General features: G+C 61.8%; 22 protein-coding genes and 1 riboswitch. Of the genes, 13 read left to right on the forward strand and 9 right to left on the reverse strand.

Annotated features, from left to right (window positions below; genetic code table 11):
• Window positions 1–95 precede the first annotated feature (95 nt).
• Genes phnE through ACHEXL_RS13015 form a run of 4 tightly spaced genes read right to left on the reverse strand, consistent with a single transcriptional unit; the run spans window position 96 to window position 3,572 of the window.
• A complete protein-coding gene (phnE, locus tag ACHEXL_RS13000) occupies window positions 96–929 on the reverse strand; it encodes a phosphonate ABC transporter, permease protein PhnE (protein ID WP_416559820.1) in 834 nt (277 codons plus the stop codon).
• The gene (locus ACHEXL_RS13005) at window positions 926–1,810 is read right to left on the reverse strand and encodes a PhnE/PtxC family ABC transporter permease (RefSeq protein ID WP_416559821.1); all 885 of its coding nucleotides are present in this window, start codon (window positions 1,808–1,810) and stop codon (window positions 926–928) included. Before ACHEXL_RS13005 ends, phnE begins: the two co-directional genes overlap by 4 nt.
• A 34-nt stretch (window positions 1,811–1,844) precedes the next feature.
• Window positions 1,845–2,684, reverse strand: a complete 840-nt coding sequence (locus ACHEXL_RS13010; protein ID WP_416559822.1) for a phosphonate ABC transporter ATP-binding protein — start codon at window positions 2,682–2,684, stop codon at window positions 1,845–1,847.
• An 18-nt stretch (window positions 2,685–2,702) separates the two neighbouring features.
• Window positions 2,703–3,572 (reverse strand): putative selenate ABC transporter substrate-binding protein, encoded by an 870-nt coding sequence (locus tag ACHEXL_RS13015; RefSeq protein ID WP_416559823.1) that lies wholly within the window; start codon window positions 3,570–3,572, stop codon window positions 2,703–2,705.
• Between the two features lie 115 nt (window positions 3,573–3,687).
• Between ACHEXL_RS13015 and egtD the strand changes: the two genes are divergently transcribed.
• A complete protein-coding gene (gene egtD / locus ACHEXL_RS13020; protein WP_416559824.1) occupies window positions 3,688–4,656 on the forward strand; it encodes an L-histidine N(alpha)-methyltransferase in 969 nt (322 codons plus the stop codon).
• A gap of 7 nt (window positions 4,657–4,663) precedes the next feature.
• On the opposite strand, the gene senA is transcribed toward egtD, so the two are convergent.
• Window positions 4,664–5,923, reverse strand: coding sequence for a selenoneine synthase SenA (gene senA, locus ACHEXL_RS13025; protein ID WP_416559825.1), 1,260 nt, complete (start codon window positions 5,921–5,923; stop codon window positions 4,664–4,666).
• Here senA and senB point away from each other — a divergent pair.
• The 6 genes from senB (at window position 5,922) to ACHEXL_RS13055 (ending at window position 11,617) form a co-directional block, all read left to right on the forward strand.
• Window positions 5,922–6,896 (forward strand): selenoneine biosynthesis selenosugar synthase SenB, encoded by a 975-nt coding sequence (gene senB, locus ACHEXL_RS13030; protein WP_416559826.1) that lies wholly within the window; start codon window positions 5,922–5,924, stop codon window positions 6,894–6,896. The genes senA and senB overlap by 2 nt on opposite strands.
• Window positions 6,897–9,251: a selenide, water dikinase SelD gene (gene selD, locus ACHEXL_RS13035; RefSeq protein ID WP_416559827.1), complete on the forward strand. Its 2,355-nt coding sequence runs from the start codon at window positions 6,897–6,899 to the stop codon at window positions 9,249–9,251. It abuts the gene before it with no gap.
• A 14-nt stretch (window positions 9,252–9,265) separates the two neighbouring features.
• Window positions 9,266–9,946, forward strand: coding sequence for a cupin domain-containing protein (locus ACHEXL_RS13040; protein ID WP_416559828.1), 681 nt, complete (start codon window positions 9,266–9,268; stop codon window positions 9,944–9,946).
• 22 nt (window positions 9,947–9,968) lie between these two features.
• A complete protein-coding gene (locus ACHEXL_RS13045; RefSeq protein ID WP_416559829.1) occupies window positions 9,969–10,814 on the forward strand; it encodes an AraC family transcriptional regulator in 846 nt (281 codons plus the stop codon).
• 86 nt (window positions 10,815–10,900) lie between these two features.
• A complete protein-coding gene (locus tag ACHEXL_RS13050) occupies window positions 10,901–11,251 on the forward strand; it encodes a thioredoxin (protein ID WP_416559830.1) in 351 nt (116 codons plus the stop codon).
• An 18-nt stretch (window positions 11,252–11,269) separates the two neighbouring features.
• Window positions 11,270–11,617, forward strand: a complete 348-nt coding sequence (locus ACHEXL_RS13055; RefSeq protein WP_416559831.1) for a hypothetical protein — start codon at window positions 11,270–11,272, stop codon at window positions 11,615–11,617.
• Window positions 11,618–11,631: 14 nt separating this feature from the next.
• On the opposite strand, the gene gorA is transcribed toward ACHEXL_RS13055, so the two are convergent.
• On the reverse strand, window positions 11,632–13,008 hold the full coding sequence (gene gorA / locus ACHEXL_RS13060; protein ID WP_416559832.1) for a glutathione-disulfide reductase: 1,377 nt from the start codon (window positions 13,006–13,008) through the stop codon (window positions 11,632–11,634).
• Between the two features lie 161 nt (window positions 13,009–13,169).
• Here gorA and ACHEXL_RS13065 point away from each other — a divergent pair, with 161 nt between their 5' ends.
• The 3 genes from ACHEXL_RS13065 to ACHEXL_RS13075 all read left to right on the forward strand — a co-directional run bounded on the left by ACHEXL_RS13065 (window position 13,170) and on the right by ACHEXL_RS13075 (window position 14,824).
• Window positions 13,170–13,736 carry a carboxymuconolactone decarboxylase family protein gene (locus ACHEXL_RS13065; RefSeq protein WP_416559833.1) on the forward strand — a complete coding sequence of 189 codons (567 nt, stop codon included), beginning with the start codon at window positions 13,170–13,172 and terminating at the stop codon, window positions 13,734–13,736.
• A gap of 86 nt (window positions 13,737–13,822) precedes the next feature.
• Window positions 13,823–14,131: a hypothetical protein gene (locus tag ACHEXL_RS13070; RefSeq protein ID WP_416559834.1), complete on the forward strand. Its 309-nt coding sequence runs from the start codon at window positions 13,823–13,825 to the stop codon at window positions 14,129–14,131.
• Window positions 14,132–14,134: 3 nt separating this feature from the next.
• Window positions 14,135–14,824 (forward strand): haloacid dehalogenase type II, encoded by a 690-nt coding sequence (locus tag ACHEXL_RS13075; RefSeq protein WP_416559835.1) that lies wholly within the window; start codon window positions 14,135–14,137, stop codon window positions 14,822–14,824.
• 51 nt (window positions 14,825–14,875) lie between these two features.
• Here ACHEXL_RS13075 and ACHEXL_RS13080 read toward each other — a convergent pair whose 3' ends face one another.
• The gene (locus ACHEXL_RS13080) at window positions 14,876–16,831 is read right to left on the reverse strand and encodes a methyl-accepting chemotaxis protein (RefSeq protein ID WP_416559836.1); all 1,956 of its coding nucleotides are present in this window, start codon (window positions 16,829–16,831) and stop codon (window positions 14,876–14,878) included.
• A 334-nt stretch (window positions 16,832–17,165) separates the two neighbouring features.
• Between ACHEXL_RS13080 and ACHEXL_RS13085 the strand changes: the two genes are divergently transcribed.
• Entirely contained in the window at window positions 17,166–18,032 is an 867-nt protein-coding gene (locus tag ACHEXL_RS13085) for a hypothetical protein (RefSeq protein ID WP_416559837.1), read from the forward strand.
• Between the two features lie 17 nt (window positions 18,033–18,049).
• On the opposite strand, the gene ACHEXL_RS13090 is transcribed toward ACHEXL_RS13085, so the two are convergent.
• Window positions 18,050–18,805 carry a DUF3047 domain-containing protein gene (locus ACHEXL_RS13090; protein ID WP_416559838.1) on the reverse strand — a complete coding sequence of 252 codons (756 nt, stop codon included), beginning with the start codon at window positions 18,803–18,805 and terminating at the stop codon, window positions 18,050–18,052.
• Window positions 18,802–21,129, reverse strand: a complete 2,328-nt coding sequence (locus ACHEXL_RS13095) for an FAD-dependent oxidoreductase (RefSeq protein ID WP_416559839.1) — start codon at window positions 21,127–21,129, stop codon at window positions 18,802–18,804. The genes ACHEXL_RS13090 and ACHEXL_RS13095 overlap by 4 nt, the downstream gene beginning before the upstream one ends.
• 293 nt (window positions 21,130–21,422) lie before the next feature.
• Window positions 21,423–21,523: riboswitch (S-adenosyl-L-homocysteine riboswitch) on the forward strand.
• A 55-nt stretch (window positions 21,524–21,578) separates the two neighbouring features.
• Here ACHEXL_RS13095 and metH point away from each other — a divergent pair.
• Together metH and ACHEXL_RS13105 are read left to right on the forward strand one after the other, a co-directional pair.
• Window positions 21,579–24,290 (forward strand): methionine synthase, encoded by a 2,712-nt coding sequence (gene metH, locus ACHEXL_RS13100; RefSeq protein WP_416559840.1) that lies wholly within the window; start codon window positions 21,579–21,581, stop codon window positions 24,288–24,290.
• Between the two features lie 5 nt (window positions 24,291–24,295).
• Window positions 24,296–25,366 carry a DUF6352 family protein gene (locus ACHEXL_RS13105; RefSeq protein ID WP_416559841.1) on the forward strand — a complete coding sequence of 357 codons (1,071 nt, stop codon included), beginning with the start codon at window positions 24,296–24,298 and terminating at the stop codon, window positions 25,364–25,366.
• Window positions 25,367–25,404 lie beyond the last annotated feature (38 nt).

Here is a 25,404-nt window from a genome sequence, read left to right on the forward strand (position 1 = left end):
CCCGAATATAGGGCAGATGCAAAGGCCTCACATGGCCCGACATTTGGCGCAGGGCCACAGCGGCGGCTACAGGCCTGAAGGAACCTCTCCGCGCCTCAGCGTGTGAGCCAACGCCGCGCCGCAAAGCTCAGCGCGTCCACACAGGCCACCATCAGCAGCATGGCCGCCAAAATGGTGGCTGTCTTGTTCATGTGGAACAGGCCCATGTGGAAAGACAGCAACTGCCCCAAGCCGCCCGCACCCACCACGCCCAGCACGGCGGCGGCGCGGATGTTGTTTTCCCAGCGGTAAAGGGTATAGCTCATGAGCTGCGGCAGCACCTGCGGCAAAGTGGCATAAAAGAACACGCGCAGCGGCCCCACGCCCTGGGTGCGCAAGGCATCACCCGGCCCGGTGGGCACGTTTTCCATGGCCTCGGCAAACAGGCGGCCCAGCACGCCACTGGTGTGCAGGGCCAGCGCCAATGTCCCCGCCATGGGCCCGAGACCTGCCGAGATCAAGAGCAAAGCCGCCCACACCAGTTCGGGAATGGCGCGCAACGCATTGAGCAACCAGCGTGTGGGGCTGCGCAGCCAAGCCGGGTCTTGGGTGCTCAAGCGGCTGGCCGGCACCGCCAGCGCCAGGCCCAAAACCGCCGCCATGGCGGTGCCCAGCGCCGACATGGCCAGGGTTTCCCAAGCGGCCCAGGCCACCTTGTTCACAAACACGGGCGACAAATCTGGCGGAAAAAACTCCGCCACAAAGCGGCCCATGCTGCGCGCCGCTTCCATCGATGCAAAAGCCGCCCAATCCAAATCGAGCGACACAAAGCTGGCCACCACCAAGACCAGCAAAGCCACGGTGAACCAACACGCCTTGCAGCGCGCATCAAAAATCGGCGGCGGCAGTTTGTAAGGCGGGTTGGCCGCTTCACGGGAAAAGGACTTCATGCCAGCGCCTTTCTCAGCCAGGCGCTCACCCGGTCGGCCAGCGCCACCAGCGCAATGAACACCAGCAGCAAGGTCGCCACTTCGCCGCCATTGAACATCTTCATCGAGTTGTCCAGTTGCTGACCGAGGCCACCCGCGCCCACAAAGCCCAGCACCACCGAGGAGCGTATGGCGCATTCCCAGCGGTACACGGTGTACGAGGCCAACTCAGCGGCGTGGCTGGGCAGCAAGGCGTACACAAAGGCCTGCAGCCGGCCGCTGCCGTTGCGCATCAGGGTCTGGGTGGCGTGACTCTCGCCGCTTTCCAGAATTTCGGCGTACACCTTGCCCAGCATGCCGCCATAGGTCAGCGCAATGGCCAGCACCCCCGCAGTGGGACCCAGGCCCACCACGCGCACAAACACCAGCGCCCAGATCAGTTCAGGAATGCTGCGCAGCACAATCAGGGCCGCACGCACGCACCAGCGCAGCACGGCCGGCCAGCGGTCCATGCGACCGGACAAGGCCGACAACGACAGAACCCGCGTGGCCAGCAAAGACAAAGGCACGGCCAGCACCAGCGCCAGCGTGACACCCGCGGTGGCCATGGCCACGGTACGCCAGGTCTCGCGCAGCACCATCTGCAGAAATTCGGGGTGGTGCACCAGTGGCCAAAAGCTGCGTACAAAGTCGGCGGTGACCTTGCGGTTCTCGGGCTCCCACAGCACCCAGGGTCGGAACTCGGTGGCCACACCCAGCGGCCACAAGAGCACCAGCGCCAGGCTCAGCCAGAACACGCGTGCGGCAAACGCCGGATCGCGCGTGGGTGCTTGTACAAACGGCCGCTCGGGTGGTGACCCGGGAGGCTGGGCCACAGGCAAATGGGACACGGAAGCGGACATGGGGGGTAGGCGAAAGGACTGGAACCCGACCGCCTCAGCGGCAATGCATCACCACAGGTGCGGGCGCTACCGGTGCAAGCTCTTGCATCGCCGCAGGCAACGCCTCACCGCGCAACTCGTGCTCATGCTGGTCGTACAAATGCGCCAGGCGCTCGGGGGTCACCTGATCCGGGGGCTGATCAAACACCAGTTGGCCATCGCGCAAGCCGATGATGCGCGGAAAGTGCGCCAGTGCCATGTCCACCTGGTGCAGTGTGGCCACCAGCGTGACCTGGCGTTCGCGGGCCAGGCCCACCAGTGCGGTCATGGCCATGCGGGCGCGCATCGGGTCGAGCGCCGACAGCGGCTCGTCGATCAGCCACAGGCTGGCCGGGGCCAGCAGGGCACGGGCCAAGCCCACACGCTGGCGCTCACCACCCGACAGGCGGTCGACACGTTCAAACAATTTATCGCCCAGGTCAAAATGCGCCAACGCCTCGTAGGCGGCCGGGATGTCCGCTGGGTAAAACAGCGAACGCAAACTGGCCCATAAACCCATGGCGGGCAAACGCCCAGCCAGCACCGAAGTCACCACACGTTGGCGCGGCGGCAGCGGTGGCACCTGCGGGGCCAGAAACAACCGACCGCGCAAACGGCGCAAGGCTCCCGCCGATTGTGTCCAAGGGTTCACGTCCGACAACTGCAAGCTGCCTTGGATGGGCCGCTGCGCGCAGGCCAGAACCTGCAGCAGCGTCGTCTTGCCCGCACCCGAGGGGCCAATGATGGCCACCTGCTCGCCCGCAGCCAGCTGCAAATTCAACGCACGCAAGGCCGCTGGCGCACCCGGCTTCGCCGCCGGATGTCGCGCTTCAAGAGCCTGAAGGTCAATGTTCACTGTGACGGCGTCCAGGCTTTACAGCAAGCCCGCGCTGCGTGCAGCCGACTCCAGACCCTTGTAATTCTCGGGCGTAGTGGGCACATAACGGGTGGCGCGGTTGAGCTTCAGGATCTCGGCATGCTCGGGATTGGCGGGGTTCAGGGCCAGCAAGGCAGCCTTGATTTTTTCGCGCAGGTCGGCAGGCATGTCAGCGTGCACCGACCAGTTGTAGTTGAAGTAAGGCGGTGTGGTGTAGAACACGTTCACGGCCTGGGTGTCGACCTTGTTGTCGGCCACGAACTTTTTCCAGACGGTGATGTCGAGCGCAGCGGCATCGACCTTGCCGCTGACCACCGAGGCGATGGTGGCGTCGTGCGCGCCGCTGTAGGCAATGCGCTTGAAGTCCTTTTCAGGTTCGATCTTGGCTTGCAGCAAAAAGCTGCGCGGCATCAGGTGGCCCGAGGTGCTGCTTTGCGAACCGAAAGAGACTTGCTTGCCCTTCATGTCAGCCAGGGTCTTGATGCCCGAATCGGTCTTGGCGATGAACACCGACTGGAAACGCGTGTCTTCTTCACGCTGCGCCAAGGGCACCACCTTGCCACCGGAACGGATGCTGGCCTGCACAAACGTGAAGCCGCCAAACCAGACCACGTCGACCTTCTTGTTCACGAGCGATTCCACTGCCGCAGGGTAATCGGTCACGGGTGTGAACTGCACCTTCATGCCCAGCTGCTTTTCCAGGTAGTTGGCCAAGGGGGTGAATTTGCGCACCTGCTCGGTGGCCGCCTCTTCGGGGATGGTGGTCACGCGCAGCGTAGTCTGCGCCTGGGCAGCGCTGAAGGCCGACAAAGCCAACAAGCCGGCGCAGGCCGAAGTCAGGAATTTGGAAAAGAAGGTGTAGATCATGGTGGCTTTGTAAAAAAACAAACAGGGGAGATTACACCCTGAAATCCTTGCACCCGACCGGAAAGGGGCCAAACCTGGACAGGCCAGTAGCCGCTGCGGTGACTTAATATGCCGCATGACCACGCCCCAATTCATCCAGCTCTACCAGCACAATGCCGCCGCAGTGGCGCAGGAACTCCTGCAGGGCCTGAGCGCCCCGCAGGCCTTCACCTCGCCCAAGTACCTGTACGACGCATTGGGCTCACGCCTGTTCGAAGCCATCACCGAGCTGCCCGAATACGACCTGACGCGTACCGAGGCGCAACTCATGCGCCTGCACAGCGCCGACATGGCCCGGCATCTGCCCGCAGGCGCTTGCTGGATCGATCTGGGCGCGGGCAACTGCGAAAAAGCTGGGCGACTGCTGGGCCCCCTGCAGGCCGGGCGCTATGTGGCGGTGGACATTTCGGTGGACTTTGTGCGCCAAGCCCTGGACAGCCTGCAGCGCCAGCACCCGGGCCTGGCCATGACCGGTCTGGGCACCGATTTTTCGGGTGGTTTGGATTTGCCAGACGCGCTGGGCCTGAACCCAGCGCAGCCGCGCGTCTTGTTTTACCCGGGCTCGAGCATCGGCAACTTCACGCCCGATCAGGCCCTGGGCTTTTTGCAAAGCCTGCACCGCGCTTGCGGCACGGCCAAGGGCAGCGGTTTGCTGATCGGAGTGGACTTGCTCAAAGACCCGGGCGAACTCGAAGCGGCCTACGACGACGCGCTGGGTGTGACTGCGGCTTTTGACCTGAATTTGCTGCTGCACATCAACCGCCTGGTGGGCAGTAACTTCGCGGTGCGCGACTGGCGGCATTTGTCGCGCTTCAACGCCGAGCAGTCACGCGTGGAAATGCACCTGCAGGCGCGCCACGCAGTGCGCGTGCAGTGGCCGGGCGGCGAGCGCCTGTTTGCGGCAGGAGAGACCATCCACACCGAAAACGCTTGCAAATGGACGGTGCCGAACTTCGAAGCCTTGCTGCGCTTGGCAGGCTTTGCCCAGACCCCTGTCTGGACCGACCCGGCCCAGCGCTTTGCGGTGTTCTGGGCCGCAGCCTGACGGCGTTTTACAGGGCCACCGTCCGAAAGCCCGCAAAAATGTCGCGCCGCTCGGGTACAAAGAAGTTGCGGTAACGCACATCCACCACATGCGCCGAGGTGGCCGCGCACGCCCCGCGCAGCACGCGGTGGTGGTGCCACCAGGGCGCTGAATAGTCGCGGTAGGGATGCACCTCAAAACCCGGATAGGGCGCGAAATCGCTGGCCGTCCATTCCCACACCTGGCCCCACGCAAAACCGGTCTGCTGCGCGGCGCATTCCCATTCGGCCTCAGTGGGCAAGCGTCTGCCTGCCCATTGGCACCAAGCCTCAGCATCCTGCGCGCTCAGGTGCACCGCCGGGGCTTGCAAGTCCAACACCTGCCACCGACCAAAGCGCTGCGCTTGCCAAACGCCCTGGACGCAACGCACATGCGGCGGCACAGGGTGACCTGTAGCCTGGACAAACGGCAGGTAACGCGCCCAGCTGACGGCCTCTGCGTCAATGCTGAAGGCCGCCAGCGCCACCGGGTGGGCCTGGCGCTCGTTGTCAAAGGCGAAACCTGGCCCTGCATAGCCGAGTGTGTAGACCTGCGCCGGCACATGAATCTGTGCTGGGGACTCGGTCTGCATCGGGAAGGCCCCCGTGCGCCAGCAAAGGGCCTCGGGCAAGGCCAGCCCCAAAGCCTGCGCCATGTAAACCGAGGCCTCGTTGTGCATGTCTTCGTGTTGCAGGGCAAGCCGCCAGAAATACAGATCATCGTCGCTCTCAACCTCGCCTGCGGCTTGCACCTCTTGCAAGTGGCCCAGGCTGCGCTGCAGCACCTGCGCCAAATAGTTCTGCGTTCCAGCCAGATCGGGCAAAGACAAAGCCCAGCGGCTGTCGTGCGCCACCTCGCTGGAGTTGTAGAGCGCATCGGCATGGGGCAGCAGCGAGGCGTCAAAGTCCGCGCCGCTGCTGGCACTGCGCGTGCCCAGATGGCGCTGACGGTTGCGCACCGTCCACCATTCCTGAAACCAGGCGATGTGGCCCCACTCCCACAAAGGCGGGTTCATGCCGGGCAGGGGGGGCACCGACAAATCCGGCAGGGCGCTTTGCCAGGCCTGCATCAGCCCCAGCGTGCGGGTGCGGGTGGCTTGCAGGGCGCGGGCCAAAGCCGCTGACCCGGCGGTGCGCACAGCGCTGTGCACAGGCCCCAGACAAGCTGAAAAAGACCCGACCAACGATGCGCCCGGGTCTGTCTGCCCTGCCCCCGCCGTGGTACTGCCATTCATGTATAAACCGCCCATGCAAAAACTTCGTGTGGTCATTGTCAGCCCGGCCCTGGCCGACGCCAACAATGGCAATTGGCAAACGGCGCGCCGCTGGCAACAGCTGCTGTCTGCGCATTCTGCCCGCATCGTGCGGCAGTGGCCCGATGCCCAGGCTGAAACGGACGATGTGATGCTGGCGTTGCACGCACGCCGCTCGGCCGACGCGGTGCAGGCTTGGCACGACAGGCACGGCCAACGAGGCCTGGGCGTGGTGCTGACGGGCACCGATCTGTACCGCGACATTGCCCACGACCCGCAAGCGCAAAAGTCTTTGGCACTGGCGCACTCCTTGGTGGTGCTGCAGGGGCTGGGGGTGCAAAGCCTGCCGCCAGCGCACCAGGCCAAGGCCCGCGTGATTTTTCAGTCCACCGGCACGCGCCAGACCTTGCCCAAAACCAAGCGCCACCTGCGCGTGGTGATGGTGGGGCATTTGCGCGAAGAAAAAGACCCGCTCACCCTCATGGCGGCAGCCCGACTGTTGCCACCCGACACCGGTGTGTTCATTGACCACATTGGCGCAGCGCTCGACCCCGCCCTGGGCCAGGCCGCTGAGGCCACGCAAGCGCAATGCCCCCATTACCGCTGGCTGGGGGCAGTACCTCACGCGCAAACGCTGCGGCGCATCCAGCGCGCCCACCTGCTGGTGCACTGCAGCCGCATGGAAGGCGGCGCGCATGTGCTGATGGAGGCCATGTGCAGCGGCACGCCCGTGCTGGCCACGCGCATCGACGGCAATGTGGGCCTGTTGGGCGAGGATTACGCGGGCTACTTCGAGTCCGGTGACGCCCAGGCACTGGCCGATTTTTTGCTGGCTTGCCGAGCGCCGCAAACCGGTCACAGCCTGGTGGCACACTTGGCGGATCAGTGCGCCTCGCGCGCACCCTTGTTTGAACCCCAGGCCGAACGCGCCGCCTTGCACCGCTGGGTGCAAGACCTCTGGACACCTTGAATGCAATCTTCCCATCAACCCGTTTTGCGCGACCTGGTGCTGGCCGGCGGCGGGCACAGCCATGTGGGCGTGCTGCGCATGTTCGCCATGCAGCCCGAGCCCGGTGTGCGCATCACCGTGATCTGCACCGACATCGACACGCCTTACTCGGGCATGCTGCCCGGCTACATCTCGGGCCACTACAGTTTTGACGAGGTGCACATCGACCTGGGCCGCCTGTGTGCCTTTGCCGGTGCACGCCTGTACCACGACGCCGTGGTCGGCATCGACCGCAAAAACCAGAAAGTCATTTGCCAAAACCGCCCGCCGGTGGCCTATGACCTGCTGTCCATCAACATCGGCTCCACACCGCAGGTGCAACACATCGAAGGCGCACCCACGCTAGCGGTGCCCGTCAAACCGATTGCGCAGTTCAACCAGCGCTGGCTGGTCCTGTTGGACAAAGCACGGCAGTGGCCCGCGCATCGGGGTCGCATGACGATTGCGGTGGTGGGCGGTGGTGCGGGGGGCGTGGAGCTGTTGCTGTCCATGCAGTACCGTTTGCGCCACGAACTCAAGGCCCTGGGGCGCAGCCCCGAGGACCTGAAATTTGTACTGCTGACTTCAGGCGACACGATCTTGCCCACACACAACCCGGGCGTGCGCGCACGCTTTGCCAAAGTGCTGCAAGAGCGCAATGTCGAGGTGCACACGCATGCCGAGGTGGTGCAGGTCTCGCCCGGCTGCCTGCACACGCGCGATGGGCGCACCTTCGATGCCGACGAAACCATGTGGGTCACCCAAGCCGGTGGCCCAGCCTGGCTGCAAAGCACGGGCCTGGCGCTCGATGACAAAGGCTTCATACTCGTTCATCCCCAGTTGCAATGCCTGAACGACCCGCTGGTGTTTGCTGCGGGCGATATTGCCTCGTTGGTCGAGCGTCCACTGGAAAAAGCCGGTGTGTTTGCCGTGCGCATGGCCAAGCCCTTGGCCGAAAATTTGCGCCGCAGCCTGCGCGGGCAAAAACTGCTGGCTTACCAACCGCAACGCCACTGGCTGGCCCTGATCTCCACCGGCAACCGCTATGCCGTGGGTTCGCGTGGGCCCTGGGGCTTTGGGGGTGACTGGGTGTGGCGCTGGAAGGACCGGATCGACCGGCAGTTCATGCGCCGCTTCACCGAATTGCCCGACATGGCGCTCCAAGCGCCAGGCACCAATTTACAGACCGCCATGCGGTCGATGAGGCAATTGCTCAAGGACATCCAGGCGCAGGGCAAAGCCCCCACCACGCGCCTGAGCCTCACATCCGAGGAGTCATTGCAGGCCATCTCGGCCATTGCCATGCGCTGCGGCGGCTGCGGCGCCAAAGTCGGCTCCAACATCTTGTCCCGCGCACTGGGCAGCTTGCAACCGGTGGAACGACCGGATGTGCTGATCGGCTTGCACTCGCCCGACGACGCGGCCGTGGTGCGCGTGCCGCCAGGCATGGCGGTGGTGCAGACGGTGGATTTTTTCCGGGCTTTCATCGACGACCCGTATCTGTTTGGCAAAGTGGCGGCCAACCACGCGCTGGGCGATATTTTTGCGATGGGTGGCGAACCCCAAACCGCCACCGCCGTGGTCACCGTGCCACCAGGCCTGGAGAGCAAGGTCGAAGACCTGTTGACGCAGATGATGGGCGGCGCCATTGAGGTGCTGAATGCCGCAGGCTGCGCCCTGGTGGGCGGACACACGGGCGAGGGCGCGGAGCTGGCCCTGGGCTTTGCCATCAACGGACTGATCGACGAGAAGATGGACAGCGTGATGCGCAAGGGCGGCATGCAGCCCGGCGATGTGCTGCTGCTGACCAAACCCATGGGCACCGGCACCTTGTTTGCGGCGCACGCACGCCATGCGGCCAAGGGCCGCTGGATCGCAGCCGCCTTGCAATCGATGGTGCAATCCAACCAAACGGGCGCAGAAATCTTGCGCACGCATGGCGCCACCGCCTGCACCGACCTGACCGGCTTTGGACTGCTGGGCCACCTGGTGGAAATGACCCGGCCGTCCGGTGTGGACGCCGAGTTGAACATGGGCAGCCTGCCGCTGCTGGATGGTGCACTGGACTGCGTGAAAGCGGGCATCGTCAGCTCTTTGCAACCGGCCAATGTGCGGCTACGCCGCGCCCTGCGCAATGCCGACGAGTTCGTGAGCGACCCGCGCTACCCGCTGCTGTTTGACCCGCAAACCGCAGGCGGCTTGCTGGCCAGCGTGCCCGCAGCCCAAGCCGCTGCCTGTGTGCAGGCGCTCAAAGCGGCAGGCTACGTGCACACCGCGATCATCGGCCGCATCACCGCGCAAGGCGAGGCCATTGAGCCGGTGTTGCTGAAAACCTGAGCGGCTCCAACAACATGACCACAGAACACTTCACCCACCCCATCACACTGAACGCCGATCTGGCCCAGCGCTGCGTCGTGCACAGCCCCTCGCTCGACTGGGTGGACTCCCCCTCATCGGGCGTGTCGCGCCGCATGCTCGAGCGCAACGGCGGCGAAGTGGCCCGCGCCACGTCCATCGTGCGTTACGCACCGGGCTCGGCCTTTGCCAGCCACACGCACGGTGGGGGTGAAGAAATTTGGGTGCTCGAGGGCACACTGCACGACGAGCACGGGGTGTACGGCCCCGGCACCTACATCCATAACCCGGTGGGCAGCTCGCATGCGCCGTACTCGCCCGAGGGCTGCACCTTGTTTGTGAAGCTGCGCCACCTGGACCCCCGCGACGACAAACGCGTGGTCATCGACACCCGAAGCAGCGAATGGCGTCAGGGCCTGGTGGAGGGCCTCAAGGTCTTGCCCCTGAACACCTTCGAGACCCAAAACACCGCGCTGGTGCGCTGGGCACCGCAGACGTTTTTCGACCCACACCGGCATTGGGGCGGCGAAGAGATTCTGGTGGTCGAAGGCGTGTTCTCTGACGAACACGGCGACTACCCCGCAGGCAGCTGGCTGCGCAGCCCCCACATGAGCCAGCACAAGCCTTTCAGCCGCGAGGGCTGCTTGATCCTAGTGAAAACCGGGCACTTGGTGTGAGTACCTGCGAAGAGCCCCACACATGGACGCCCTGAGTTCGGTCTTGTCACGCATTGCCCTGCGGGCAGGTGTGTTCTACAGCGGCAACCTCTGCGGCCTGCACGATTTCGAGCACGATGTGTTCAAGGGACACCTTCACCTGATCGAGCGCGGGCCCATCACGCTGCACATGCTGGGGCAAGCCGATGTGCACCTGACCGAACCAACCGTGCTGTTCTTGCCACGCCCTCAATGGCACAGGCTGTCGGCTGATGATGGTGCGGGGGCTGACGTGGTGTGCGGCACCATCACCTTGGGCGGCGGGGTACACAACCCGGTCAGCGCCTCGCTGCCCGATGTGGTGCAGGTGCCTCTGTCGGCTCTCCCGGGCGTGGGGGCCTTGCTGGGCCTGATGCGACAAGAGGCTTTTCAGGAGCAGCCAGGCCGCCAGGCGGTGCTCGACCGCTTGTGCGAAGTGCTAATCCTCCAGCTACTGCGCCACTGCATGGCCCAGGGCATCACCTCGGGAGGCTTGTTGGCGGGCTTGGCCGATCCGAGGCTGGGCAAGGCCTTGCGCGCCGTGCACGACGATCCGGCACAAGACTGGGATTTGCCCAGCCTGGCCGCTGCCGCAGGCATGTCGCGTGCGCGTTTTGCGCACCACTTCAAGGCCGTGCTGGGCCACACCCCAGCACACTACCTGAGCCAGTGGCGCATCCAGACCGCCCAGCAGCTGATGCAGCAGGGCCAGAGCATTCAGCAAGCAGCGCACGCCGTAGGCTATGGCAGCGCAAGCGCATTCACCCGCGCCTTTGTCCGTGAATTGGGCATTTCACCAGGCGCCTGGTTGATGGCGACCTCAAAAGGCGGACCTCAAACTCAGCACTGAGACTTTCGGTCAACTGCTTGAGCGTCTGAGGTACAGATTTTGCAAAATTCACGCCTACGATGGATTGTTCAAAATCCATTTTTGTCATGTGCACATCCGAACATCCACACAACTTGACCATTTGGTGCCTTTGCGCTGAGTGGTGTGTGATTTGTCGTGAATTCAAAACCACGTTTCTGAGCGTACAGTCCGAACAACCTGAACACAAATGGCACTGGACAGACATTGAGGATCACGATGAGGCGCTGTCTGACATCGATGTACAGGACTTCCCAATCATCGTGATTTGGAGCAGCACAGGTTTGTGGTGCTTTGCGGGCACCATCGAGCCACGGACGGACACATTGCTGCGCCTCATCAGGTCTTCTCTGGCGGATGAACTGCGGTTGACCGAATCAGAAGCAAACCACTGGCAAGCTTTGCAACAACTTCGATGATTGGCGAGTGAATGCACCATGAGAGAACTCATTTTCAACCACACCGGAAAAATTTTCATAGGTGCTTTTGTGCTGTTGTTGGCATTTGGAAATTACTACTACCGCTGGCATCTCAAGCCACCCGTGCCGCAATACAAAAGCCAATGCGAAAAAGAAATTGCCGAACTGGATCAGACCATCACGAATCAATATGGAACCGGTGCGCTTCGCGTACTGAATCTCCGTGATGATGCCAAGGTCACAGAAGCCGAAATCAACGTAGCTCGAAGCATTCGCCGAAACGCAGTTCAACTTTTGCAAAACTCACAAGAGAGACTTTGCCTGGAAGACATGGCCAATGCCCGTCAGGTCATGAAAATGCGGTAGTGGCCTGCTGGCAATCACCCGCCTCGGCGCACCGTGCGTTTGTCGCGCATCGTCATGAACTCTTCGGCCGATGTCGGGTGGATGCCGATGGTGGCGTCAAAGTCGGCCTTGGTCGCCCCCAGGTTGAACGCCAGCGCCAGGCCCTGAACGATCTCGGGCGCATCCGGCCCGACCATGTGCGCACCCAACACGCGCTGGCTGGCGGTGTCGACCACCAGTTTCATCAAGGTTTTTTCGGGGCGGCCCGAGAGCGTGTGGCGCATGGGTTTGAAGCGCGATTCGTACACGTCGATCTCGCCGTACTGGGCCAGCGCCGCCTCTTCGCTCAAACCCACCGTGCCAATCGGGGGTTGGCTGAACACCGCTGACGCCACATGGCCCAGCTGCGCCGCTTGGCGCTGCGGGCCAAACAGGCTGCGGGCCACCGCACCGCCTTGCGCCAGCGCCACCGGGGTCAAGGCGATGCCTTCGGTCACATCGCCCACGGCGTAGATGTGCGACACCGCGGTTTGGCCAAAAGCGTCCACCTTGACACCTCGGCCCGGGGCTGCGCTCAAGCCCGCTGCGGCCAGGTTCAGGCCTTCGGTTTGTGGTGTGCGGCCGGTGGCGTACATCACGGCATCGAAGTGCTCTGCGCCCGTCACAGCGCCATGCAGCTGCACCGCGATCTGGCCGTCAGCCATCCGCGCAAGGGACGCGGCCTGGGTTTCGGTCAGGACGCGGATGCCCTTGCGCGCGATCTCTTCATGCAGGTGCTGCGCCACCGCGCCATCGAAGCCGCGCAGCAACTGCGCGCCCCGGTGGATCAGCGTCACTTCGGAGCCCAGACCGTTGAAGATGCCCGCAAACTCCACCGCGATGTAACCGCCCCCCACCACCAACACACGACGTGGCAAGGTGGGCAAATCAAAGGCCTCGTTGGAGGTGATGGCGTGTTCGATGCCCAGGATGTCGGGCAAGGCGGGCGTGCCGCCCGTGGCGATCAAAATGTGGCGCGCCGTGATGCGCTGGCCATTCACGCTGAGCGTGTGCGGGTCTTCAAAACGGGCATGGCCCTGAAAAATCTGCACGCCCGAGTTCTTCAACAAGTTTTCGTAAATGCCGCTCAAGCGCGTGATCTCTTGCTCCTTGGCCGCCACCAAGCGGGGCCAATCGAAGGAGGCCGGGGGCACGGTCCAGCCAAAACCGGCCGCGTCTTCTAGGTCTTCGGCGTAATGCGAGGCCTGCACCAACAGCTTCTTGGGCACGCAGCCCCGGATCACGCACGTGCCACCGTAGCGAAAGCCCTCGGCAATGCCCACCTTGGCCCCCAGGCTGGCCGCCACGCGCGAGGCACGCACACCGCCCGAGCCGCCACCGATCACAAAAAAGTCAAAGTCGTGTTGCTGCATGAGGTTCTTTCGTCCAAGATTTCGTCTGATTCTGACAGGCCACGCCATGCATCACGCGTATACGCCCACACACTGTCAAGACCCTGAGACGAATGGTCAATTCCGAAGCGTGCTGGGCTTATACGATCACCATTCCTTCACACACACAATCCGGAGCCCCCATGACCCAAGCCTTCATCCAGAACCTCAAGCCGATTGACCACGCCAGCGCACAAGGCGCGCAAAAAGCCATCCTCGACACCGCCTTGGCGCAGGTCGGCTTCATCCCCAACATGTACGCCAACATGGCCAATGCGCCTGCCGTGCTCAGCACCTACTTGCATGGTTATGCTTTGTTCCGCCAGGAGTCCGGCCTGACCGCGCCCGAGCAAGAGGTGGTGTTTTTGGCCGTGAGCCAAGCCAATGGTTGCACCTATTGCACCGCCGCGCACAGCATGATTGCAGACAAGGTCTCCAAACTCGCCCCCGACGCGCTGCAGGCCATCCGCGTAGGCCAGCCCATGGCCGACGCCAAACTGGCCGCGCTCTACGCCATGACCACCACCATGGTCAAAACCAATGGTCAACCCGATGCCGCCGCTGTGCAGGCCTTTTTGGCAGCGGGCTACAAAGAAAGCGACTTGCTCTACATCGTGCTGGCGATCTCGGTCAAGGTGCTCAGCAACTTCTCCAACCACGCCTTTGGCACCGTGGTAGACGAGCGCTTTGCAGCCTACAAAGTCGCCTGACACCCGTCAAATCAACCGTCACTTTAGGCGCAGGCCTTGGCGCAGACATCCTCGACAATGTGCATCCTTCACCGGATTTTTGCCGCATGACGCCCTCGCACGTTCCCGAACAATTTGACCGCACCATGGGCTGCACCGCGGCCGAGCTGATCAGCTGGTTGCCGCGCTCCTTGCCGGATGCCCAGCTGGCGGTGGACGCGGAACAGGGCCGCTGTGTGGCGACCTGGTCTGAGGGCTCGCTCAGTTTGCAGTGGTCACCCTTGCCCGATCGCTGCATCGCGCTGCTGCGCATTCCGCAGTTGCAGGTGCATTTTGCGTTTCAGGGGCTGGACGATGCGGCGCGTTACGCACGGCAAAAATTCTTTGATCTACACACCCACCGAGGAGGCGGTTAAGCCATGGCTATCCAGTTAGTGGTGTTCGATGCCTACGGCACACTGTTCGATGTGTATTCGATCGGCGCCTTGGCCGAAAAGCTGTACCCCGGCCAGGGCGCGGCCCTGTCGGTGTTGTGGCGCGACAAACAAATCGAGTACACGCGCCTGATCTCGCTGAGTGACCCCAACCCCCAAGGCAGTCGGTATTACCAATCGTTTTGGGACATCACACGCGCGTCGCTGCGCTACGCGCTGGCGCGTTTGGGCCTGGCGCACACGCCCACCCACGAAGACGCGCTGATGGCGCAATACGCCGAACTCACGGCCTTCCCGGAAAACCTGGGTGTGCTACAGGCCCTGCGCCAACGTGGCATCGCCACTGCGATTTTGTCCAATGGCAGCCCCGAGATGCTGCAGTCGGCTGTGCGCAGTGCGGGCATGGCCGAGTTTCTCGACGCGGTGTTATCGGTGGACAGCGTGCGCCAGTTCAAGACCACACCCACGAGCTACCAGTTGGTGCAGGACCGCTTGGGCTTTGCACCCGCTGATGTGTTGTTCGTTTCCAGCAACGCCTGGGACGCACTGGGCGCCACCTGGTTTGGCTTCACCACCCTGTGGGTCAACCGCCAGGGCCTGCCACCCGAGGCGATGGGCCCGGCACCGCACCATACGGGACGCGACTTGACCGAGGTGCTGAAAGTGCTGGCCTAGGCGGCCAGGCAAGTTCAGCTGCCGCGGATGCCCGGCAGACAAATCGCACGCTCAGAAAGCAAATTTAGCGACTTCTTTTCGTGTGCTGTCGGCAATGCTGGCCAGCTCAAAAGAGGTGCTGCTCAGCTCCTCTGAAGCACTGGTGTTGCTGCGCGCGATCTGATCGAGTTGGCTCACATTGGCTTCGATTTCGTGCACAGCGCTGCTTTGCTGTTCGACCGCAGCAGCAATTCTTTGCAGCATGCCGTTGGTCTTGGTGGCACCGCTTTCGATCAGGCTCATGTCACTGCCCACCGCCGTGACGGACTCTACGGCCATGACCGCATCGGCCACGGCCTGTTTGACGAGTACCGCAATTTCTTTGGCACTGGCTGCGCTGCTGATCGCCAGTTTGCCCACCTCATCGGCCACCACCGCAAAGCCCCGTCCGTTTTCTCCGGCACGCGCAGCCTCAATGGCCGCATTCAAGCTGAGCAAATTGGTACGGTAGGCAATGTTTTCAATCACTTCAGAAATCTTGTTGATCTTTTTGGAGTTGACTGAAATGTTGTCCACCACCGCCATCATGTTCTGAATTTTTTCCTTGCCGCTGCGCACTCTCTTGACGGAGTCTTGAGATTCCTGGCTGGCCAGCTCGGTGTTTTCAGCCACATCGGCAATGGACTGAGCCGCCATGCTCAACGCCGTAGAAACCTGGCCAATCGAATTGCTCTGGTTCTGGGCGCCCTGTGAAATTTGCTCGGTGGCTTGGCGGGTTTGCGCGGCCTGAACGGCAAGCAGCTCACTGCCTTGACGCACTGTCTTGAGGGTCTGGGCCATGGCCGTCAAGGACGTGTTGATGTGGTTTTTCAATTGCGCCAAATCCCCACGCGCTTCGGCATGAACTTTGCGATGGAGCTGCCCCTCGGCGACCCCAGCCATCACCGCCCCCACATCGGACATCATGCTGTTCAACGCATCCATGGACAGCATGGCCTGATCCAGCGTTTGCTGGAACTCTCCACTGAGTTGGGCCTGGCTGTCGAACTTGAAGTTGCCATCAAACAGCGCCTGCATGGCTTGTCTGAGCGCCTGCATGGTGGTCTGCATGCTGTCTGCACTGGCATTCACCGCGTTTTTCAGCGTGTTCAGATCGCCCACCAAGTTGGCTTCTACGCGATGCCCAAATTCGCCCGCCGACATCGCCGTGACCACCGATCCGACTTCACTCAGCGCGCCTTGCTGCACGCCCAACAGGCGATTGAATGCCTTGACTGTCTGGGTCACTTCATCACGCCCCGAGACGTTGGCGCTGCGCAAACCGAAGTCCGAGGTTTTTTCGACTTGCACCATCAGAGCTTCCAACTCCCCCAGCGGGCGCGTGACCGAACGGGTAATCAAAATACCGATGACCAAAGCCAGCACCAAGGAGGCCGACGAAATCACCAGCATGTAGAAGTAGCCTGTGGCCGCACTCGCTTCAGCGTGCGCGGCAAAATCATCAATCGATTTCTTTTCAAGTTCGGTGAAGGCCTCAATGCTGTGCAAATACCTGTTCTGCGGCTCAAGCATTTCACGCACCAGGTATTGACGCCCCTTGTCTTGTTGCCCTTTTTTGATCATCTCGATCAGGGCATGCTCATGCACCAAAAAGACTTGGTGCGCATCCAGAATTTCTTTCAGCGCTTTAGAGCCCTCCGTGGTGTGCACGGTTTGTTCCAGAGCCGCCAGAGCACGCGCAACAAGCGGCTTGGAGTCTTCGATTTTTTCAAGCTCCTTGTCGATGGCCTCGTCATTGGGCGAAATCAAGGCAGTGCGCACAGCGCGTGACTGGCGATTGACCTCGTTCTCGATGGTTTGTGACAGTTGCAGCTTGACCAAGCGGTCCTGAACAATCATGCGCGTGTCTTTCGTGACCTCAGACAATTCCACCATGCCCACCACGGTCACCCCCGCCAACAGGGCAATGATGATCATGAAAGCCGCCGCCAACCGCGTGCCGATACGGAAATTTTGCAAAATCATCATTTCAATTGGTTTCTTTCTTAAATGCCTATTTTTATTAATTGATTTTAAACAAGTGACTTTGCTTGTTCTAGCACGCTGTGTTGGTTTTTATGAAATTAAAATCATTATTATTAGATCAAATCAATAAATTCAATCAAAAATAAGGCGCCTCTGTGGGGCATGGCGACATCTGGGCAACTGCTTTTGAGGACTCTGAAGCGGCCCACTGCATACCCTGGAGGCGTCCCGTGTCCCTGCAACCAGGTATTGCGCCAACGACATCTCAAGATTCTTCGCCCATTGCCGATGTATGGATGTGGTTTTCTGTTTTAAATGCACTGTCCGTGGACTGTTGATGAAAAACTGGCGTCTTTCCCTGCTCGGCTTGGTCACGGCCATGCTGGCTTTCCATTTCCCGGCCCAGGCCCAGGCCCGGGCAGGCGGATGCCTGGTCGCCGAATTCAGGTCCCTGGCTTTGCTCACCCACGATGTGGCCGAGCGCATCACCAAAGTGAACGCCTGGCTGAAGCAAAAAGGCCCGCGCTGCACGCAAGCGCAGCTGGCCGCCATTGCCTCCAACCGCGCCACATGGCTGGGCACGGCCGACACGATTGAAGTGGCGGGCAACGTAGACGGTTTGATCGAAGCCAAAATTGCCAACGATCCCGAGCTGATGGCCGCCATGTACACCTCCAAAGGCAAGGAAGCCCGCGCCTCTGTGGAGGTCACGCAACCACCGCCCGCTCCGGCGCCGGTGGTGGCCGCGCCAGCCCCTCTCCCAGGCCCCGCCGCCTCAGGCAACAACATGGTGCAGCCGGTCATCGTGCAAGCGCCCATGACCGCCCCAACAGACAAGCCCGAAGTACCCGACGCCTTTTTTGGTCGCCGGCAAAAAGCCCAGCTTCTGGAGTACTACGAAGAGAACCGAGGACCTGGCGAATGCCCAAGAGGCATGGTCAAGCGTGGCGACAAGTGTGAATCCAGGATCAAAGAGCGGGATTGGAAACTTCGCCAGCCACTGCCCAGCTCTGAAAAACCCGAAGACTTGCCCACACCACTTTTGGTCAAGCTGGGTCCGCCCGCACCCGATCACCAATACAAACGGGTCGGCTTCGACATCTTGTTGTTGAAGGGGCCGCAGAACATCGTGACGGACGCGGTGCTCGATCTCGGGGGCATCCAAGCCAAAGAAGACAAGAAAGAGGAGCCAGCGAAAAGCTGACCGCTTGGGCTCCTCTTTCAACGGGCCCAGTCCAACCCCTTGATCCAGCCCAGACTCTGACCACCTGTGTTGTCGCTGTCCGCACCGATCAACACCGCGCGCACTTTGGGCAAAGAGGCGCCGACAGAGGACTCGTCTGCGAACAAGCTTCTAAAGTCGGCTGCCACGTCACGGGTCTCGCTGAGCCACTGAGCCAGGGGCGCGTCCTTGCCTTGCAGCGTGATGAAGCGCACACGTTGGGTGTAGGGGTTCGGACCCTGCAGGCCCGCGGGATAGGTGCTGTCCCACACGTAACAAAGCGTCGCTGCAGGCAGATCTTCGCCGCTGAGACTGCGGGCAATGCGCAGCACGGTGCGATCCACAAACGACACGCGATCGAGCGGATGGTCAAACATGACGCACACCTTGATCGCGGCATCGTCACCGGCTTTGGTCAAGATATCGGGCACGCCTTTGCCACCGGTGAGCGGTTGATCCAGCCGCCAGCGCCATTGCAAACGGCCTGCAGCGACTTTGGGCAAATCGTGTACCCAGGTGCCATAGGAAGCGCGGGTGCTGACTTTGAGCGCCCGTTCGCCTTGGACATCGGCCAACTCGAAGCGCGTGGGCGGGATGTCGGCTTTGGATTTGGGAAAGCCCACAAAACGCCAGGTGCTGGCCGTTGCACCATCGGACGGCACCAAAGGCGCGAGGCTTTGTGCGATGGCGGATGCGGACAGCCAGGCCATGCCCAGCACCAGCAGGACCAAGGCGGATTTGCGCAGTGCGTTCATTCGCGTCGCCAGTCGTGGAACTTTTTCACCCACGCCAGCAACTTCTGCGGCGCGTGGGCCCGCTTCCATTCACCGGCGGCATATTTGTTGGCCTCGGCCATCGTCGGGTAGGTATGGATGGTGCCCAAAATCTTGTTCAAGCCCAGACCATGCTTCATGGCCAGCACATATTCGGCCAACAAGTCGCCCGCGTGCGATCCCACGATGGTCACGCCCAGAATGTGGTCTTTTCCAGGCACGGTGAGCACTTTCACAAAACCATGGGCTTCGCTGTCGGCAATGGCCCTGTCCAAATCGTCGATGCCGTACTTTGTCACCTCGTAGGCGATGCCTTGGGCTTGGGCCTCTTGCTCATTCAGGCCCACACGCGCCACCTCAGGGTCGATGAAAGTGGCCCAAGGTATCACGCGGTTGTCAACCTTGAAAGATTTGAAGTCGCCAAACAGCGCGTTGACTGCCGCATACCAAGCCTGGTGCGCCGCCGTGTGGGTGAACTGGTAAGGCCCGGCCACATCGCCTGCGGCGTAGATGTTGGGGTAGAGCGTTTGCAAGTACTCATTGGTCTGCACCGTGCGGTGCGTAGGCACGCCAAGTTCTTCGAGTCCATAGCCTTGCAGTCGGGCCGCACGGCCCACGGCGCAAACCAATGCATCAAATGGAATAGCCCGCTCTTGCCCTTCGTGCGCGACGATCAGGTGTTTTTCAAAGGCCGTGACGGCAACGCCTTCGGTCATTGAAGCTGCCTGCGGCATCGCATTTTCTTTTGTCATCGCGTCTTCTTTCGTCATCGCGAGCGAAACGTGGCGAACCATTGACTGCCGCGTCGCGTCGCTCCTCGCAGTGACAGCCGGCGGGAGCCCTGCATCGCGCACAGGCACGCGCTCACAGCGCAGCGCCTGGTGCGCAGTGAGCACCTGCACCCCATCGGCCTGCAAAGCGTCACGCGCTAGGGCCGATACCTCTTCGTCTTCGCGCACCATGATGCGATCGCCCATCTCGACCTGCGTCACCTGCGCACCCAGACGGGCAAAGCTTTGCGACAGCTCGCAACCGATGGGCCCGCCGCCCAGCACCACGATGCGCTTGGGGATGTCGTCCAACTTGGCAAAGGCGTCCCACAGCGTGTCGCTGGTGACGTAGCCCACCTCATCCAGACCCGGCAAGGATGGCACGATGGGACGTGCGCCCGCCGCGATCACGATGCTCCGCGCAGTCAAGCGCTGCACCTGGCCGTTGTTCAAGGTCACCTCCACCGTCCACGGGTTCACCAGCTTGCCGTAACCCTGCAGCACCTCTACACCCAAGCCGGTGTAGCGCGCCACGCTGTCGTGCGGCTCGATGGCGCGGATCACATCGTGCACGCGCTGCATCACCGCCCTGAAGCTGAAGGTGGGTGCGGTGTCGCTCAGGCCATACCTCGTACCGTGGCGCATCTGGTGCGCCAGCTTGGCGCTCCGGATCAAGGCTTTGCTCGGCACGCAGCCATAGTTGAGGCAATCCCCACCCATCTTGTGCGCCTCGATCAAAGTCACTTTGGCTTTGACGGCGGCGGCGATGTAGGCCGACACCAGGCCTGCCGCGCCGCCGCCAATCACGATCAGGTTGCGGTCAAAACTCTTAGGGCGCACGCTGGCCCAGCGGGCATAGACCTGGCGCTTTTGGATGGCCGCCACCACACGCCGCGCCAACAGGGGAAAGCTGCCGAGCAGCACAAAGCTGCCCAAAAGCGCCGGGCTCAAAATGCCCTGCACCGAATCGAGCTGCGCCAACTGCGTGCCCGCGTTCACATACACCGCGGTGCCGGCCAGCATACCGATTTGGCTGACCCAGTAATACGTCCAGGTCTTCATGCGCGTCAGGCCCATCAACAGGTTGATGAGGAAAAACGGCACCACCGGGATCAGGCGCAAGGTGAACAGGTAAAACGCGCCCTCTTTGTCTACCCCCGCATGGATATCGGCCAAGCGTTGGCCAAAGCGGGCCTCCACCCAGTCACGAAGCACAAAGCGCGAAGCCAAAAATGCCAAGGTGGCCCCTAACGTGGAAGCAAAGGACACGATCAACAAGCCCCACCACAAACCAAACACCGCACCGCCCGCCAAAGTGATGATGACCGCCCCCGGAATCGACAAGGCCGTGGCCAGCACATACACCCCGAAATACACCGCCGCCACCATGAACGGCTGCTGCGCGTGCCACTGGGCAAATCCGGCCTGGCTGGCCTTGAGCTGCTCAAAGCTGAGGTAACGCCCGGCATCCAACGCGACAAAGGTACCCATGGCCAAAGCCAGCAAGAGCAGCACAAGGATTTGACGAAAACGCATGACAGGAAACTCCGGTGAAGCCCAAGGCCCAGGTGGACCTAAACATTGAACGATAAACGCTGATCGCTGGTGATTCGCCCCAAAAGCCCAGGAAGTCAACAGACGCGAGCAGGTTGATGTTGGGCTCGATTTTTTCATGCGGCCAGACACATCTTCCTACACCGTCGTGACCATGGTCAGGTTTTCACCCCTGCATCGTGCCAAAAGGCATGCTGCAAGACCGTTTGTGGCCGCAACCCTCTGAAACGCCGAGTTGTCTTCAAGGCAAAAGCGTGAGCGGTTAAAATCTTGGCTTCCTCAAGGAGCGTTGCAGCCCGCCGCCGTCCAGGCGCAGCAGGTCAGGCTTGGGGCCGTTCAATGTCTGAATGATCTTGCACAACGACGCTCACCTGTAGCCCCAAGGTGAGCCCGTGTCTGTTGTTGCGTCTGAAATCGTGTCTGTTCCCCCCATGAAACTGTCCGGTCTGGAGCCTGTCTCCATCGGCACCGGTTCGCTGTTTGTCAACGTGGGCGAGCGCACCAACGTGACCGGCTCCAAAGCCTTTGCCCGCATGATCCTGAACGGCCAGTACGAAGAGGCCTTGGCCGTGGCGCGTCAGCAGGTCGAAAACGGTGCACAGGTGATCGACGTGAACATGGACGAAGCCATGCTCGACAGCCAAGCGGCCATGGTGCGGTTTTTGAACCTGATGGCGGGTGAGCCCGACATTGCCCGCGTGCCGGTGATGGTGGATTCCAGCAAATGGACCGTGATTGAAGCGGGTCTGCGCTGCATCCAGGGCAAAGGGATCGTCAACTCGATCAGCATGAAAGAGGGCTTGGACGAATTCAAGCGCCAGGCCAAGCTGGTCAAGCGCTATGGCGCGGCCGCTGTGGTGATGGCGTTTGACGAGAAAGGCCAGGCCGACACCTACGAACGGAAGATCGAGATCTGCGAGCGCGCTTACCGCGTGTTGGTGGACGAGGTGGACTTCCCCCCCGAAGACATCATCTTCGACCCCAACATTTTTGCGATCGCCACCGGCATCGAAGAGCACAACAACTACGCGGTGGACTTCATCGAAGCCACGCGCTGGATCAAGCAGAACCTGCCGGGTGCCAAGGTGTCGGGCGGTGTGTCGAACGTGTCCTTCAGCTTCCGGGGCAATGACCCGGTGCGCGAAGCGATCCACACCGTGTTCCTGTACCACGCGATCAAAGCGGGCATGGACATGGGCATCGTGAACGCGGGCATGGTCGGTGTGTACGACGACCTGGAGCCCACGCTGCGCGAGCGGGTGGAGGACGTGGTGTTGAACCGCCGCCCTGACGCGGGCGAGCGCCTGGTGGAGATTGCCGACAGCGCCAAGGGTGCCGCCAAAGACGAGAGCACCAAGCTGGCCTGGCGCGGCACGCCCGATGCGCCTGTGAGCGTGGCGCAGCGCCTCTCGCATGCGCTGGTGCACGGCATCACCGACTTCATCAACGAAGACACCGAAGCGGCTTACCAAGAGGTTTTGGCGCAGGGCGGACGGCCCTTGCATGTGATCGAAGGCCCGTTGATGGACGGCATGAACGTGGTCGGCGACCTGTTCGGCCAGGGCAAGATGTTCTTGCCGCAAGTGGTGAAAAGCGCCCGGGTGATGAAGCAGGCCGTGGCGCATTTGCTGCCTTACATCGAAGCCGAAAAACTCGCGCAAGAAGCTGCAGGGCACGACGTCAAAGCCAAGGGCAAGATCGTGATCGCCACCGTCAAGGGCGATGTGCACGACATTGGCAAGAACATCGTCACCGTTGTCTTGCAGTGCAACAACTTTGAAGTGGTCAACATGGGCGTGATGGTGCCCTGCCACGAAATTTTGGCCAAAGCCAAGGAAGAAAACGCCGACATCATTGGCCTGTCGGGCCTGATCACGCCGAGCCTCGAAGAGATGCAGTACGTGGCGGCCGAGATGGAAAAAGACCCGTACTTCCGCGAGCGCCAAATGCCGCTCTTGATCGGTGGTGCCACCTGCAGCCGCGTGCACACCGCTGTGAAGATCGCGCCCAACTATTCCGGCCCCGTGGTCTATGTGCCCGATGCCTCGCGCAGCGTGGGCGTGGCGCAGGGTTTGCTGTCCGAGCAAGCGGCCAAGTTCATCGCCGACTTGAACGCCGATTACGCCAAGGTGCGCGAGCAGCACGCGGGCAAAAAACAAACCCCCATGTGGACGTTGGCGCAGGCCCGCGCCAACAAGACGCCCATCGACTGGTCACAAGGCGTGCCCGCCGCGCCCAAGTTCATTGGCCGCCGCGTGTTCAAGAACTACGACCTGGCCGAAATCGCGCAGTACATCGACTGGGGCCCGTTCTTCCAGACCTGGGACTTGGCCGGGCCTTTCCCGGCGATCCTCGACGACGAGGTGGTGGGTGAGCAGGCCCGCAAGGTGTATGCAGACGGCCAAGCCATGCTGCAAAAAATCATCGATGGCCGCTGGGTCACGGCCAACGCGGTGCTGGGCCTGTTCCCCGCCAACAGCGTGAGCGACGACGACATCGCGCTCTACACCGACGAGTCCCGGCAGCAGGTCGCCATGACCTGGCGCGGCTTGCGGCAACAGACCGAGAAACACATGATCGATGGCGTGATGCGCCCCAGCCGTTGCCTGGCCGACTTCGTGGCACCCGCAGGCACCGCACCCGACCACGTCGGCGTGTTCGCTGTCACCGCAGGCATCGGTGCCGACAAACGCGCCGCCGCTTTTGAAGCCGCACACGACGACTACAGCGCCATCATGCTCAAGTCACTGGCCGACCGCCTGGCCGAAGCGCTGGCCGAATGCCTGCACAAAAAAGTGCGCACCGATCTCTGGGGTTACGCCGCTGGTGAAGTGCTCAGCAACGAAGAGCTGATTGCCGAAAAGTACCAGGGTATCCGCCCCGCACCCGGCTACCCTGCCTGCCCCGACCACAGCGCCAAAAAAGCGATGTTCGACTTGCTGCAATGCCAGGACATCGGCATGGGTCTGACCGAGAGCCTGGCCATGACGCCTGCGGCCAGCGTGAGCGGCTTCTACATCGCCCACCCCGAGGCGCAATACTTCAACGTCGGCAAAGTGGGCGACGACCAGGTACAAGACCTGGCCCAGCGCAGAGGTGTGGAAGTCAAAGATCTGCAACGCTTGTTGGCCCCCAACCTGTGACCACCATGCACAACTTCTGGACAGCCTGCGGCCACCAACACCTGACGCGCAACGCGCGTGGCTGGATGAGCCCCACGCCCGACTACTGGCGGCTGTGGTTGCAGCGCCCCGAGCTGGCCTTGGTGCCCGAATCATGCAAAGCCGAAAAACGTTTGCACAAGGCCTTGCTGGATGATCCTTTGATGCCCGTGTTGCCTGCGCAACTTCAGGCCTTCAAGGACGACGATGCGCGGGAGAACTACCAACTGTTCTTGCGCTTTCGTGATGAGGTGCAAGCCGCTGGCTCGCTGGAGTCGGCCTACATGGCCTGGCAACAAAGCGGCAACATTCAGCTGCCTCCGCTTTTCATTGACCTCGTGGTGCAGGCCATCGTGTGCAATGTGCTGGCCGATGTGCAGGACGCCTGGGTCTGGCGTGCGGCCGAGTTGCTGTTTCGCCGTCAGCGCATCACCATCGAAGGCGGCCGTGTGCTGTCGGGCGACAGCGACACACTCGATAGCCTCAAATCCACAGGTGGCCTGGGCGAAATGGGCCGCCTCTTGATGGAGGGCGGCGCCACGCTCAAGGCGGTTGATGTGAAGGTGCTGCACCCAGACAACGCCGAGCGCTATTTTGCGCAACGCGAAGGCCTGGGTCGCTATGCGTTTTTGCTCGACATGACGCATGAACTGCAAAACGAATTGCCGCACGGTTTGATTCTGAGCATGGTCAACGCCCGCTCAGGGCTCAAGGCCTTGTCGGTGGTACTGGCTCGTTGGGTGCAGCACTTTTTAGGGGTGGCCGTCAGCATCGAGCCGGTACAAAAAGTCGACGATCCGGCTTGGCGCTGGCATGTGGGGCTGGACGCCACCGCCACAGCCTTGCTCAACGACCTGTACCAAGGCACTGAGCTGGATGCCAAGCGCCAACAACAGCTCATCAGCCTGTTCAAACTGCGCTTTGACAACCCGCAAGACATGCGTGCCGATGTTCAGGGCAAGCCCGTCTATCTGGGCCTGGCCATGAACGAACAAGGCCTGCTCAAACTCAAACCGCAAAACCTGTTGCTGAACTTGCCTTTGGCGACTGAGGTTTGATTTTGTTGACTCAGGCGAGGCACCTCATGGATTCTCCG

The sequence above is a fragment of the Limnohabitans sp. YIMB22184 genome, assembly GCF_048020265.1.
Taxonomy (GTDB): domain Bacteria; phylum Pseudomonadota; class Gammaproteobacteria; order Burkholderiales; family Burkholderiaceae_C; genus Limnohabitans_A.

Coding starts and splice junctions, on each gene's coding strand:
- phnE (WP_416559820.1), bottom strand. CDS start 929: ATGAAGTCCTTTTCCCGTGAAGCGGCCAACCCGCCTTACAAACTGCCG.
- ACHEXL_RS13005 (WP_416559821.1), bottom strand. CDS start 1,810: ATGTCCGCTTCCGTGTCCCATTTGCCTGTGGCCCAGCCTCCCGGGTCA.
- ACHEXL_RS13015 (WP_416559823.1), bottom strand. CDS start 3,572: ATGATCTACACCTTCTTTTCCAAATTCCTGACTTCGGCCTGCGCCGGC.
- egtD (WP_416559824.1), top strand. CDS start 3,688: ATGACCACGCCCCAATTCATCCAGCTCTACCAGCACAATGCCGCCGCA.
- senB (WP_416559826.1), top strand. CDS start 5,922: ATGCAAAAACTTCGTGTGGTCATTGTCAGCCCGGCCCTGGCCGACGCC.
- senA (WP_416559825.1), bottom strand. CDS start 5,923: ATGGGCGGTTTATACATGAATGGCAGTACCACGGCGGGGGCAGGGCAG.
- selD (WP_416559827.1), top strand. CDS start 6,897: ATGCAATCTTCCCATCAACCCGTTTTGCGCGACCTGGTGCTGGCCGGC.
- ACHEXL_RS13040 (WP_416559828.1), top strand. CDS start 9,266: ATGACCACAGAACACTTCACCCACCCCATCACACTGAACGCCGATCTG.
- ACHEXL_RS13045 (WP_416559829.1), top strand. CDS start 9,969: ATGGACGCCCTGAGTTCGGTCTTGTCACGCATTGCCCTGCGGGCAGGT.
- ACHEXL_RS13050 (WP_416559830.1), top strand. CDS start 10,901: ATGTGCACATCCGAACATCCACACAACTTGACCATTTGGTGCCTTTGC.
- ACHEXL_RS13055 (WP_416559831.1), top strand. CDS start 11,270: ATGAGAGAACTCATTTTCAACCACACCGGAAAAATTTTCATAGGTGCT.
- gorA (WP_416559832.1), bottom strand. CDS start 13,008: ATGCAGCAACACGACTTTGACTTTTTTGTGATCGGTGGCGGCTCGGGC.
- ACHEXL_RS13065 (WP_416559833.1), top strand. CDS start 13,170: ATGACCCAAGCCTTCATCCAGAACCTCAAGCCGATTGACCACGCCAGC.
- ACHEXL_RS13070 (WP_416559834.1), top strand. CDS start 13,823: ATGACGCCCTCGCACGTTCCCGAACAATTTGACCGCACCATGGGCTGC.
- ACHEXL_RS13075 (WP_416559835.1), top strand. CDS start 14,135: ATGGCTATCCAGTTAGTGGTGTTCGATGCCTACGGCACACTGTTCGAT.
- ACHEXL_RS13080 (WP_416559836.1), bottom strand. CDS start 16,831: ATGATGATTTTGCAAAATTTCCGTATCGGCACGCGGTTGGCGGCGGCT.
- ACHEXL_RS13085 (WP_416559837.1), top strand. CDS start 17,166: ATGAAAAACTGGCGTCTTTCCCTGCTCGGCTTGGTCACGGCCATGCTG.
- ACHEXL_RS13090 (WP_416559838.1), bottom strand. CDS start 18,805: ATGAACGCACTGCGCAAATCCGCCTTGGTCCTGCTGGTGCTGGGCATG.
- ACHEXL_RS13095 (WP_416559839.1), bottom strand. CDS start 21,129: ATGCGTTTTCGTCAAATCCTTGTGCTGCTCTTGCTGGCTTTGGCCATG.
- metH (WP_416559840.1), top strand. CDS start 21,579: ATGAAACTGTCCGGTCTGGAGCCTGTCTCCATCGGCACCGGTTCGCTG.
- ACHEXL_RS13105 (WP_416559841.1), top strand. CDS start 24,296: ATGCACAACTTCTGGACAGCCTGCGGCCACCAACACCTGACGCGCAAC.